Below are 12,181 nucleotides of genomic sequence, written 5' to 3' on the forward strand. Positions count from 1 at the left end.
TACGCCAACCAACTGCCCTCCACTAGGTGAAGCCACACCCCCGACAACTCCATCGAAATGACAAACTCGGGCATGGGCATATACCTATGACGTGACCTTTCCGGCCAAAACGTGACGACGAATCCGCGATACTCGGCCCACCGAGTTCGCGGGTCCGCTGCGGTCTCGCCGTTCCCCTACGGCGACGTGGGCAGCGCACCCACGACTTGGAGGGGACCACAGCTATTGAGGCTGCCCGGGAACTCAAACACCCCTACCGGTTTCCTGACGGCCCCGCTAGCCTGTGGCGCATGGACTGGAAACTTGAACTGGTGTTTGTCCCTGTGTCCGACGTCGATCGCGCGAAGGACTTCTACGTCAACAAGGTTGGTTTCAACGCCGATTTCGATGAGCGTCCCATGGACGGCATCCGCTTTGTGCAGTTGACCCCGCCGGGTTCGGCTTGTTCCATCGCCATTGGCGAGGGACTCAATGATGCCCCTCCCGGAACAGCGCCCAGCTTGCAAGTGGTGGTGGCGGACATCAACAAAGCGCACGAGCAACTCAAAGCCAACGGCGTGGACGTCAGTGACGTCGACATCCAGGATTGGGGCCACTTTGTCTACTTCGCGGACCCCGACGGCAACAAATGGGCATTGCAGTACCTTCCGCAGCGCCCCAACGGCTAAGTAACAGTTCGTCGCTACCCTGGCACCGTGCGGCAGGATGGAACCATGAGCCATCCTGCCGAGCACGCCGCGTCCGCCCAGCAAACCGTGTTGACCGTCCGTGCTGTCCTCTTCGACATGGATGGCACGCTGGTGGATTCCACAGCGGTCGTTGAGCAGGTCTGGTCGGAGTTCGCCCACCGGTACGGCTTGGACATCGACGAGATTCTCCGGACTTCCCACGGAGTCCAAGCCGGAGATACCGTGCGCCGTTTCGCGCCGGCCGATGCGGACGTTGCCGCCTTGACTGCCGAACTGGGTGACATGGAGCGTTCCCGTACCGACGGCGTGATCGCGCTGCCCGGCGCAGAGGCAGTACTGCAAGCGCTGCCGGACGAAGCAACGGCCTTGGTCACTTCAGCGGACAGCATCCTCGCCGGAATCCGCATGCGGGCCGCCCGGCTTTCGATGCCAAGCACCACCGTCTTTTCCGAGGCCGTCACGCGCGGCAAACCGCACCCGGAGGGATACCTCACGGCGGCGGCGTTGCTGGGAGTCGAGCCTGCCGACGTCGTGGTCTTTGAAGACGCCCCTGCCGGCATTGCCGCGGCCCGCGCCGCCGGAATGCGGACAGTGGTGGTGGGCGACGCCGGCGGCGACCTTGAAGAAGGCATGTGGCGCATCCAGGACTACACGTCCGTCACAGTCACCGCCGTGAAGGACGACGACGGCGGTCACCTCATTACCCTCACGCTCTAGTACTGTTCGGCCCGGCCGGGCGGGAGTAGGCTGTGCCCATGTCTGCGATGCCGGAGGCGTACAGGGCTGCATTGGAGCGGGCCATGGTGCACGCAACGGACTGGCTGGCGTCGGTTCCCGACCGCCCCGTCCGTCCAAAGGTCGACGCCGATCAGGTCGCCGCGAGCCTGGCAACCATCCTTCCGGACGGGGCCACTGACCCCGCCGATGTTGTGGACGAGCTTGCCGCCCTCGCGGAACCCGGCCTGATGGCCATCCAATCCGGGCGGTTTTACGGGTGGGTCATGGGTGGAACCCTGCCCGCTGCCATGGCCGCCGATTGGCTTGTCTCGGCATGGGACCAGAACACGGGGCTCCGGTTTGCCACCCCGGCTGCCGCGGCCATCGAGGAATCCGCTGCCGCCTGGCTTCTGGACCTCCTGCACCTTCCGGCAAGTTCCGACGTCGGGTTCACCACGGGCGCCACCACAGCCAACTTCGTGGGACTCGCGGCCGGTCGCCAGTATCTGATGGACGAGGCCGGCTGGGACCTTCAGGCCCTGGGTCTTTCGGGTGCTCCGCGCATCACGACTTTCGCGGGACGCGAACGGCACGCAGCCGTCGACTTGGCGCTCCGGTACCTCGGACTGGGGGCGTGCGTCCCTGTGGATGCTGACCACGAAGGACGGATCCTCCCCGCAGCCCTGGCAGCTGCCATGGACGAGCAACCCGGGCCGTCGCTGGTCTGCCTGCAAGCGGGCAACCTGCATTCCGGCTCGTTTGATCCCATGGAGGAAGCCGTGGCCGTGGCCCATGACCGCGGTGCGTGGGTCCACGTGGATGGCGCTTTTGGTTTGTGGGCCGCCGTCAGCCCGAAATTGAGGGGGCGGCTGGCGGGAGTGGAAGGCGCCGATTCCTGGGCCACGGATGCCCACAAGACCTTGAACGTCCCCTATGACTGCGGCCTGGCCATTGTGGCCAGCCCGGAGGCGCTGAGGCGTGCTTTCAGCGTCCACACGAGCTATTTCATCGCAACGGATGCCGGGCCGGGGGACCCCTTCGAGAAAGTGCCCGAATTGTCACGCCGTGCCCGCGGAATTCCGGTGTGGGCTGCGCTGCGCCAACTTGGCCGCCACGGTGTGATCGCCATGGTGGAACGACTGGCCGCGAACGCCAGCGCCCTGGCCGAGGGCCTGGCCGCGATCCCGGGGGTCGAAGTCCTCAATGACGTGGTCTTCACGCAGGTCTCGGTGAGCTTCGGCAGTGATGACCGCACGCACCGGGTAACCCAGAGGCTGATGGCCGAGGGAGCGGTCTGGATGTCTGGTTCGTCATGGCATGGCCGGGAAATCCTACGGATCTCGGTGAGCAATTGGTCCACCGATGCCGGCGACGTTGCTGCGTCCATCGCTGCCGTTCGCGGTGCCGTGGAGGCGGAGCCAGAGGCCTAGCCCACGACACGCGGGCCTTAGCCGGCCGACCGCGCTTTCTGCAAGTACCCCATCAATCCGGCCAGCTGCTCAGCCGTCCAAGGCAGTCCGGCGCTGATCGCCTGGCTGTTGTCCTGCCACGCGGCCCTGGCGGCTGCTTTGGTGTCCTCTCCGGAATGGAACATGGACCCGATCCCGTCCCACGAGCGCACCCATTCCTGGACCGCGGGGTCCGAAGCTGGCGTGTCGGCGGCGACGTGGGCCAGGCCTTCCTCCACCAGGGCGGCCCATTGTTCTTTGGCGGCTTCGATTTTCCCGGCACCAAGTTCGCTTCGCCTATCGGCAAGCCGCACGCGTTGTTCGGCAGTGAAGTTGTTTTCGAGCACAGTGATCATCTCCAACGTTGACATGAATTGTTGAGGGGTGGGCATGGCGTCCACGTCCATGAGGGATAGCAGGCCGCCCAAGCGGTCTTGAAGGGCCTGGACCTGCCGGGCTTGCTGCTGAACTCGGGTCAGTTGTTCTTGCAGCAGGTTCCGGAGCGTCGTGGCGTCGTCGGGAGCGTCCAAAGCTTCAGCCACTTCCGCCAGAGGAAGCCCCAGGCTCTGGAGGGCCCGGATCCGGTACAGCCTGCGGAGATCGCCTTCCGTGTACCGGCGATGGCCCGTTGCTGTGCGTTGGCTTGCGGACAAGAGCCCGATCCCGTCGTAGTGGTGGAGTGCCCGCACACTCACTCCACAGGCCTTGGCGAGCTCTCCGATACTCCAGGGTCCGGTTCCGTTTGTTCCCGTCATGGGGACCACGCTAAATCCTCACGTAACGTCAGGTGCAAGTGTCCGCCGAAACAGCAAGAACCTGATCACGGAAGCGGCGAGGGAAGCGCCCACTACCGCTGCCCCCTCAAGCCAGCGGTCCGGCGTCGTGATCAATGGCAGGAGGGCAAGCGCGCCGGAGGTGAGTGCCAGGCGAATCCCCAGACCGGCCAGACCTTCGAAGCGTTGGCGAGTGGCGAGTGCGGTCGCCACGAGTGCGGCGATGTTCGCGGGTTGGGGGTCCAGGAAGCTGCGGCCCAGGAGGAACAACAGCACGTAGGCGGCTGTCCACGCCACGGCGCGGGCAGCCTGCCGGGGCAATCGCCCAAGGGTGCTGTTTTGCGGGGCGGGTGGTGGGACGGGCCCGCGGGACAAAGCTGCGCGCAGTTGTTCGAGAGGAATCCGTCCGCTGGCCAGCTCGCGCGTCAGGCGCACCATGCCGCGCACATCAGCCACGGCGGTTCGTACGACGTCGACACTTGCGTTGGGATCGTCGGTCCAGTCGACCGGGACTTCATGGATGCGCAGTCCGCACCGTTCGGCAACTATCAGAAGCTCGGTGTCGAAGAACCAGGCGTTGTCCTTGGTGTAGGGCAGGACCTGGTGCGCCACGTCCGCGCGGATGGCTTTGAAGCCGCATTGTGCGTCTGAGACGTGGGTGCCCATCGAGGCGTGCAGTAGGGAGTTGTAGCTGCGGGAGACGAACTCGCGCCAGGGCCGGCGGGTTACCCGCGAAGTGCGCGCCAGTCGTGTGCCGATGGCGAGGTCCGAGTGGCCGGAGATCAACGGGGCCAGCAGCGGAGCCAGCGCGGAGAGGTCGGTTGAAAGGTCCGCTTCCATGTAGGCGAGCACCGGCGAGGATGACGCAAGCCAGACGTGCCGGAGAGCGTTGCCGCGCCCGCTTTCGCTGAAGCGGATGACGCTGAGCTCGGGGAGTTCGCGGGCCAGTCTCTCTGCGATCTTCAGGGTGTTGTCCGTGCTGGCGTTGTCCGCCACGGTGATCCGGAAAGTGTGTGGAAAGGAGTCGGTGAGATGTCCGTGCAGCCTGCGCAGGCTTTCTTCGAGGACGTTCTCCTCGTTGAACACGGGGATGGCGATGTCCAGGACGGGCGCGCCTGCCCGGGTATCCACTGGCTCGCGCCGAGGCTGGTGGCGCACGGGTGGCTGCTCGTGGGGCAGGACGCTCTGGTGGCGCAGGGTCTGCGGCCTGGTTGGCAGGGCCGGCACAGCGAGGCGCGCGGCACGGACCGGGTTCGGCGATGCGCTGGCGGCGGGATCTGTGAGCGTCATGTCTTCAGCATGGAGCCGCCGAATATGAGGCCTTTAGGCGGAAGCTGTGACCGTACTGTGAAAAGCGAAAACCGCGCCCGTTCCCGCGATCCGCTCCAGTGGGTACTGGGGCGAACGGCGGGAACCGGCGCGGTGATCAGGAGAACTCTTGGCTTAGTACCAGTTGTTGGCCAAGTGGAAGCCCAGGGCGGCCGACGGGGATCCGTAGCGTTCCTTGATGTAGTTCAGGCCCCACTTGATCTGGGTCTGGTAGTTGGTCTGCCAGTCAGCACCGGCCGAGGCCATCTTGGAAGCCGGCAGGGACTGGACGATGCCGTAGGCGCCGCTGGAAGCGTTCGTGGCCGTGGTGCGCCAGTTGGATTCCTTCTCCCACAGGGTGTTCAGGGCGGTCATTTCGCCCGGACCCCAGCCGTAGCTGGCGAGGATGCTTGCGGCGTACGCCTTAGCGGCGGCGGGATCGTCCACTGCCTTGGGCGCGGCAGCAGCAGCTGCAGCTTCCGCGGCGGCGGCGGCAGCAGCGGCGTCGGCGGCCTGCTTGGCGGCGGCGTCGGCAGCGGCCTTTTCGGCGGCAGCCTGCGCAGCAGCGGCTTGGTCTGCAGCGGCCTGCGCGGCAGCAGCCTGGTCGGCGGCAGCCTTGTCGGCGGCGGCCTTGTCCGCGGCAACCTTGTCTGCAGCCGCCTTGTCCGCGGCGGCCTTCTCTGCTGCCTTCTTGGCTGCATCAGCCTGGGCTGCGGCGTCAGCGGCAGCCTTCTCCTTCGCCTGATCGTCGATCTGGGCGTTGGTGGCCTGGCGCTCGGCGGCCTGGCTCATCTCGGGAAGGTTGAACGCGGCGTTGGCGGCCTGTCCAAGCGATGCCACGCCCAGTGCGGCTGCTACGACGCCGGCCACAACGGACATGCGGTAGCCGGACTTACCCTGGCGTGCTGCGTTCTTGAGGACGGACTGCGACTTGGTCAGCGGTGCGTTGTTTTCGTCGCGATGACGCGCGGAAGGGCGCGTCTGATCGTTAGGTTCAGACATGTGTGATTACCTCTCAGCGCCTGCGGAGTTAGCTGTCGGGTTCGGATGAGGTCATCCGGCCGCGCATGTAGCTGCGGCTTCACCCCTAGGGCCGGCAAAAATGCCTGGGCCCGGAGACCATGGGTCCCCCGTCTCTGCCTCGAATGAGAACGGAACTCCGGGAAGTGGCAGAGCTCGGCGCATCCCGGGTGTGGGCCTGTTAGGGGAGACCCACCCTTTCGACGGTACAGGAGGATTCAACAGAAGTCACATTTAGGTAACAGAGATCACGACGACGGTGAGTCGCCTTGCTGGATTCGTTACACGCGTTCGGTTGCAACCGTGGGGAGTCGGAGGGCGAACTCTGTACGCCCCGGCCGGGAGGTCACTTCGACACTGCCGCCGTGGGCCTCGACGATCGATTCCACGATCGAAAGGCCCAGTCCGGACGTGCCTTCGGACCCCGATCTGGCGGCGTCGGCACGGGCAAAACGGGAGAAGATCCGGCCCTGGAAATCAGCCGGGATACCGGGGCCGTTATCCGTCACAGTGACCACTGCGCTGCCATCGGCGGAGAGCATGACGCCCGTAACCACGGTGGTTCCGGCGTCGGTGTGTTTACGGGCATTGGAAAGCAGGTTCGCCAACACCTGGTGCAGTTGCGTCGTGTCCCCCCGGACGGTGATGGGTTCATCCGGCAATTGGAGCTGCCAGATGTGGTCCGGGGCCATGACCTTTTCGTCGCTGACGGTCTCGATGACCAGTTGGGTCAGGTCCACGTCCGTGACCTTTACGGGCTGGCCTTCGTCCAACCGCGCCAGCAGCAGGAGGTCCTCCACCAGCGTGGTCATGCGTTCTGACTGGCTCTGCACGCGCGCCAAGGATTTCCGGCCGTCGTCAGTGAAGTTTTCGGTCATCCTCAGGAGCTCGGTGTACCCGCGGATGGCGGTCAGGGGTGTCCGGAGTTCGTGCGACGCGTCAGCTACGAATTGCCGGACTTTCGTTTCACTTTCCTGCCGGGCTTCCAAGGCGCTGGAGACGTTGTTCAGCATTTGGTTCAAGGCGTGGCCCACGCTGCCCACTTCCGTCCCGGGATGGGCGGCCGACGGCGGTACGCGCACCGCGAGTGCCACTTCACCGGCGTCGAGGGGGAGCCGCGAAACCTTGGTGGCTACCTCCGAAAGCTGTTCCAGCGGCCGCATGGTCCGGCGGATGATGACCGTGCCCGCAAGGCCGATCAGCACCAATCCGCCCAAGGAAACAAACACCATGGTCCACACCAGCGAGGCTTCAGCGTTTTGCTTGTCCGCCAGTGGCAAACCAGTCACGATCACATCGCCGTACGCGGGTTCGACTGCCACCAGCCGGTAGTCGCCGTTGGACAGCCTGCGATCCACCGGACGGTTGTCCGTGGGGAGCGCCAGCAGGACCTCTTCGTCGTCAGCCGAGAGGGCCACGCGATTGCCCTGGGCGTCGATCAGGCCAGAGCTCCGCACCGTGGAGCCATCGATCCGGGCGCTGAGCGTTCCCGCCGCCTGGCCGCGCGCTTCCAGCGGGTCCGGTTGGCCGGACGGTGAGGAAGGAAAGTTCGACGGCGGCCTCCCGAAGGATGTCGCACGGCTGGACGCCTGCTCCAGCTGCTTGTCGAGTTGCCTGTTGAAGTACGTGTCCATCGACGCGTAACTGACCACTCCTACGGCACTGCAGATTGCCACAAGAAGCGCCATGGACACCAGGACCAGCCGGGTGCGCAAATGCCACGTGGACGGATTGAGCCAGCTCCGCCGGGACGTCCTGGCAACTCCTGAAAGTGTGGTCAACGCTTAGTCCGCAGGCTTGATGACATAGCCGGCGCCACGAATGGTGTGGATCATCGGCGGGTGGTTTGCTTCGATTTTCTTGCGCAGGTAAGAAATGTAGAGTTCCACGATGTTGGCTTGGCCACCGAAATCGTAGTCCCACACGCGGTCCAGGATCTGGGCCTTGCTGACCACCCTTTTGGGATTTTCCATAAGGTACCGGAGGAGTTCGAACTGGGTGGCCGTCAGCGGGATATCCTCGCCGGCCCGTGTGACTTCGCGGGTGTCTACGTTCAATGTAAGGTCGCCGACCACAAGCTCGGCCGTGTCCATGGCCGCAACACCGGACCGTTGGACGAGTCGATGGAGGCGGAGCAGGACTTCCTCCATGCTGAAGGGTTTGGTGACATAGTCATCGCCGCCGGCAGCGAGGCCCACGATCCTGTCCTGCACGGCGTCCTTGGCAGTGAGGAACAGGGCAGGAACTTCGGGGGCGAAGGCACGGATGCGGTTGAGTACCTCAACGCCATCGAATCCCGGGAGCATCACATCCAGAACCAGGACGTCCGGACGGAAGTCCTTGGCGGCCTTCACGGCCTCGGGACCATCAGCGGCTACGGCGACAGACCAGCCTGCCATGCGCAGGCCCATGCTCATGAGTTCGGCGAGGCTGGGCTCGTCATCGACCACCAGTGCGCGGATGGGGGAGCCGTCCGGGTGGGAGAGCTGGGGAAGGTTGTTGGTCATGGAGTGAGGGGATGCCATGTGACAACTCTCCATTCTGCTGGTTTGCCGGCGCTTTGCCCGTCCTGTGAGGACCCTGTGAAGTCAACACTAGCGAGGTGGGAGTGCGGTGACACCCGGTTCGCTGGGCCACGGGCTGGGCGCGACGTCGGGTTCGCGGACCACTTCCTGATGGCTTGTCCACCGCTTGTAACAGATTCAGCACCTCAAAATCGAGACGGCGCCGGGTTGCAACTGGACAACAAGTGTTTCAGATCGTGAGATTCAGTCACAGGGTTCCCTGTGGGAATCAAGGTGGCCATCATGCCGCATGGGCCGAAGAAAATTCACAAAATCGCGGATATTTCTTGCCGTGACCGAATGAAATGACGTTCATTTTCCGACCCGGCGGAATTGTGATCTGCAGCACAATAGTCCGATATGTCTCAAAATGTGGACGGTTCGGCGCTTTGTTACTTGCGTGTTGCCATTGTTACGTTGCACACTTCCAATGTGAACAAGAACTCAACAGCACCTGCAGCCGCAGCAATCTGGTCCAGCGCACCCGCTGGCGATGACGTCCGCTGTTGTCGAATGCAAGCCTAACTTTCCACCCCAAGAAGTTTCAGGCATTCGCCCCCTAGCCCAGCGTTGGGCGCCCCTCCCCAAACTCATTGCGGGGACACCAAGCATTCGAAGCCGCGATGACGGCTATTCACTTTTGAGGTAAGCACTCCATGTCAGTTGCATCTGGATACGTCCACATCTCCGTCCGAAACGCCAACAAGGCTGCATCGAATGCAGGGCTCCGCCCCGGCTTCGGCAACCGTCCCGGCTACGCTCCCGCCGCACAAGGTGCAGCCCAGCAGGCACCCGGTTATGTGCCGCAGGGCTACAACCCCAATTCCTATGGCCAGCTGCGGGCCGTCCCCACCAATGAGCCTGCGCCCATGACGGCGCCGACGCCCGTGATTGCCCAGTCGGACAGGCTCCGCCCTGTTGCCAACGACAATGTGGCCCGCGGCTTTGTGCTCTACATGGGCATTGACGAAGAAACCGCTGCAGCGGCAGGCACCTCCATCGCCAAGCTCGCCCAGGAAATCCGGGCGTACGCCCAGTCCCTCGTGACTGGCGCCGAGAGCTACGCCGCAGTGGCAGTTGCTCCCGCCGGCGCGCAAGGGTCCGCACTCGACGTCGTGCGTTCCACCTTTGGTGACCCGACGGTCGCTTCACGCCAGCGCGCCGAAGCCGCACGCCCGGCGCCTCAGCAGGAAGCCCGCCCCTCCGGCGTCCTCATCGACCTCGCCCGCCGCGAAGTTCACCTGGACGGCGAATCGCTGAACCTCACGTTCAAGGAGTTCGAGCTCCTCAACTACCTCGTGGAAAACGGCACCCGCACGGTGGGCCGCGACGAACTGCTCGAGGGCCTGTGGCGAAACGCTGAAGAAGTCCCCAACGAGCGCACCATTGACGTGCACATCCGTCGCCTCCGCTCCAAGCTCGGACGCCTCGCCAACACCGTCCGTACGGTCCGCGGCCAGGGCTACCGGTTCTATGAGCACCCCGAAGTTATTGTCTGGGCCGCTCCGGAATACTCGATCTAAGCTACTGCTGCAGCCGAATGGCGGCACAATCCCTCTGCGCCTGCGCTCGTTCCTCACGCAACAACGGCGCTATCGGGATGTGCCGCCATTCGGCTTTTGTCGTGCCCAGTGAGCATTGGCCTCCACGGCCAGGGGGGCGGATAGGGTTGATTCATGAGTGACCATCACATCAAGCGTCTGGTGATCATGCGCCATGCCAAAGCCGACTGGCCTACCGGTGTGCCCGATCACGAGCGTCCCCTGGAGGAACGCGGCCACCGTGAGGCGCCGCTGGCCGGCAAATGGCTGCTCAAGCACGGGATTGTTCCGGATTTCATCCTGTGCTCTTCCGCGCTCCGGACCCGGCAGACATGCACCTGGGTCTGCGACGAGCTGGGGGACAAGGCCCCCACCCCGAAACTCGAGGACGGTTTGTACTCAGCTTCCGCCAACCGCATGTTGACCGTCATCAACCATGTTCCGGACACCGTGACCACACTGATGGTCATCTCACACATGCCCGGCGTGCAGGACCTTGCCATGCATCTTGCATCCCGCGATTCCGACCATGACGCCTACATGGATGCGGCAACCCGTTACCCAACGAGTGCGTTGACGGTAATGGAGACCGAGAAGACCTGGGCGGAACTGGATGGGCAGGATGCCCGGCTGACGCATTTCAAAGTGCCCCGCCACTAACCCAACTGGCTGGCACTAGTGGTTGTTTTGAGGGCTCAGAACAACCACTAATGCGAGTTACTTGGGTCCCCATAGGACAGTTGCGGCATGCACATGCAGCGGAGTTCGAAAACGGGCAAGCCGGCAGCTTCTTCGCCGTGCCCGGTGGCAATCAGGTATTCGCCGTCGAACATGTACACGGGCAGTTGCGGTGCCATGTGTTCGTTGTACCGGCTCGGATAGACCCATTGACCGCGGATATCGAACGCCGGAAGCGCATATGGATCCCGACGGTTGTGTGCGCTCGGATAGAGTCCGTCGTCGATCATGATGTAGCTGGCCAGGCCATAGGTGTGGTGGTGGTTCATGTCCGTGGGAAATAGGATCGCTTCCACAGTGCCGGCCCCTTCAAATATTCGACGAGTGCGCCCTGAGCGGCGCCTGCTAGCTAAGGTTAGCCTAAGCTAACAGACTGCCGACCGTCGAATGTTCCGGAGTGTGACATTCGTCAAGCCGCCGGGAGGGGCAATTCCTCGGCGGCAACCTCCCGCAGCAGGCGAACGGCCAACCGGATATTGGGACTGGCGGTCATTGTTTTCCGATACACCACGCCGACTGACCGTTGTTGCGCGGGGTTCACCACGGGAACTGCCACGACGCCCGGCGGCAAAGGGGGACGGCCAAGCCGCGGCACCAGCGCGACCGCCACACCCTGCTCCACCATGGCGATGTGGGTGGAAAAGTCGGGATCGTACACGCGGATGTCCGGGACCCGCCCCAGTCCGGCGAAGATCTGCAGCAGCGCTTCATTGCAGATGGCGCCTGCCGGCGTGCTGATCCACGTTTCGTCCAGTAAGTCTTCACGTTCGACGACGGTACGTCCGGCAAGCGCGTGCGTGCTGTTGACGAGCACATCGGCCTGGTCAATGCAGAGGTCCTCGTGGACCAGGTTTTCCGGAATCACCAACGGTACGGAGTTCCAGTTGTGTACCACGGCCAGTTCCGCTTCTCCCGAGGCAACCCGTTGGACGGCTTCACGTGGATCCTCCGCCAGTACCGTGATCTCAAGCGTCGAGTGGGAGGCTGCCATGCGCCCGAGCACGGGTCCCACCAAACCCCGGCAGGCCGTGGAGAATGCAACGAGCCTCAGGAGCCCGGACGGCTTGGCGGGATCGGCGAGCAGGGTTGCCTGCAATTCCTCGAGCTCGCCCATGATCCGCCGGCCGTACCCCGCCAAGGCCAGGCCCCTCTCGGTGAGGAGCACTCCGCGGCCGTTGCGTTCCAAGACCGTCACGCCGGTTTGTTTTTCGAGTTTCTTGATCTGTTGAGAGACCGCAGATGGGCTGTAACCCATGACGTCCGAGGCTGCCACAACGGAACCGTGCTGCTCCACCGCCACGAGTGCGCGCAGGGCTGAAATATCGATCATGAAGCAAATCTACGCTGTTCCATACTGAATTCAACGCTGGTGCTTCAAGCTTC

General features: G+C 63.9%; 12 protein-coding genes and 1 riboswitch. Of the genes, 5 read left to right on the forward strand and 7 right to left on the reverse strand.

The genetic code is table 11. The features are described from left to right. Positions 1 to 290 precede the first annotated feature (290 nt). From ACFRJ9_RS01455 to ACFRJ9_RS01465, 3 genes are read left to right on the forward strand one after another with little or no spacing between them, the layout of a single operon-like run. Positions 291 to 668: a VOC family protein gene (locus tag ACFRJ9_RS01455; RefSeq protein ID WP_377663626.1), complete on the forward strand. Its 378-nt coding sequence runs from the start codon at positions 291 to 293 to the stop codon at positions 666 to 668. 45 nt (positions 669 to 713) lie between these two features. Next, the gene (locus ACFRJ9_RS01460) at positions 714 to 1,406 is read left to right on the forward strand and encodes an HAD-IA family hydrolase (RefSeq protein ID WP_377663628.1); all 693 of its coding nucleotides are present in this window, start codon (positions 714 to 716) and stop codon (positions 1,404 to 1,406) included. 38 nt (positions 1,407 to 1,444) lie between these two features. Then, positions 1,445 to 2,836, forward strand: coding sequence for a pyridoxal phosphate-dependent decarboxylase family protein (locus tag ACFRJ9_RS01465; RefSeq protein ID WP_377663630.1), 1,392 nt, complete (start codon positions 1,445 to 1,447; stop codon positions 2,834 to 2,836). Between the two features lie 17 nt (positions 2,837 to 2,853). On the opposite strand, the gene ACFRJ9_RS01470 is transcribed toward ACFRJ9_RS01465, so the two are convergent. The 5 genes from ACFRJ9_RS01470 to ACFRJ9_RS01490 form a co-directional block, all read right to left on the reverse strand. Then, positions 2,854 to 3,609, reverse strand: a complete 756-nt coding sequence (locus ACFRJ9_RS01470) for a MerR family transcriptional regulator (protein WP_377663632.1) — start codon at positions 3,607 to 3,609, stop codon at positions 2,854 to 2,856. A gap of 18 nt (positions 3,610 to 3,627) precedes the next feature. Further along, positions 3,628 to 4,917, reverse strand: a complete 1,290-nt coding sequence (locus ACFRJ9_RS01475; protein WP_377663635.1) for a dolichyl-phosphate beta-glucosyltransferase — start codon at positions 4,915 to 4,917, stop codon at positions 3,628 to 3,630. Between the two features lie 153 nt (positions 4,918 to 5,070). Beyond that, entirely contained in the window at positions 5,071 to 5,937 is an 867-nt protein-coding gene (locus tag ACFRJ9_RS01480) for a hypothetical protein (protein ID WP_377663637.1), read from the reverse strand. A 3-nt stretch (positions 5,938 to 5,940) separates the two neighbouring features. Then, positions 5,941 to 6,127: riboswitch (cyclic di-AMP (ydaO/yuaA leader) on the reverse strand. Positions 6,128 to 6,236: 109 nt separating this feature from the next. Beyond that, the gene (locus tag ACFRJ9_RS01485) at positions 6,237 to 7,736 is read right to left on the reverse strand and encodes an ATP-binding protein (protein WP_377663640.1); all 1,500 of its coding nucleotides are present in this window, start codon (positions 7,734 to 7,736) and stop codon (positions 6,237 to 6,239) included. Between the two features lie 3 nt (positions 7,737 to 7,739). After that, positions 7,740 to 8,480, reverse strand: a complete 741-nt coding sequence (locus ACFRJ9_RS01490) for a response regulator transcription factor (RefSeq protein ID WP_377663643.1) — start codon at positions 8,478 to 8,480, stop codon at positions 7,740 to 7,742. Between the two features lie 695 nt (positions 8,481 to 9,175). Here ACFRJ9_RS01490 and ACFRJ9_RS01495 point away from each other — a divergent pair. Together ACFRJ9_RS01495 and ACFRJ9_RS01500 are read left to right on the forward strand one after the other, a co-directional pair. Further along, the gene (locus ACFRJ9_RS01495) at positions 9,176 to 10,042 is read left to right on the forward strand and encodes a winged helix-turn-helix domain-containing protein (RefSeq protein WP_377663646.1); all 867 of its coding nucleotides are present in this window, start codon (positions 9,176 to 9,178) and stop codon (positions 10,040 to 10,042) included. Between the two features lie 153 nt (positions 10,043 to 10,195). Continuing rightward, complete coding sequence (locus ACFRJ9_RS01500) at positions 10,196 to 10,720, forward strand: SixA phosphatase family protein (protein ID WP_377663649.1); 525 nt, start codon at positions 10,196 to 10,198, stop codon at positions 10,718 to 10,720. Positions 10,721 to 10,767: 47 nt separating this feature from the next. On the opposite strand, the gene ACFRJ9_RS01505 is transcribed toward ACFRJ9_RS01500, so the two are convergent. Both ACFRJ9_RS01505 and ACFRJ9_RS01510 read right to left on the reverse strand, forming a co-directional pair. After that, on the reverse strand, positions 10,768 to 11,094 hold the full coding sequence (locus tag ACFRJ9_RS01505; protein ID WP_377663652.1) for a hypothetical protein: 327 nt from the start codon (positions 11,092 to 11,094) through the stop codon (positions 10,768 to 10,770). A 113-nt stretch (positions 11,095 to 11,207) separates the two neighbouring features. Beyond that, positions 11,208 to 12,128 carry a LysR family transcriptional regulator gene (locus ACFRJ9_RS01510; protein WP_377663655.1) on the reverse strand — a complete coding sequence of 307 codons (921 nt, stop codon included), beginning with the start codon at positions 12,126 to 12,128 and terminating at the stop codon, positions 11,208 to 11,210. Positions 12,129 to 12,181 lie beyond the last annotated feature (53 nt).

This window comes from Paenarthrobacter sp. NPDC056912 (assembly GCF_042786555.1).
GTDB lineage: Bacteria > Actinomycetota > Actinomycetes > Actinomycetales > Micrococcaceae > Arthrobacter.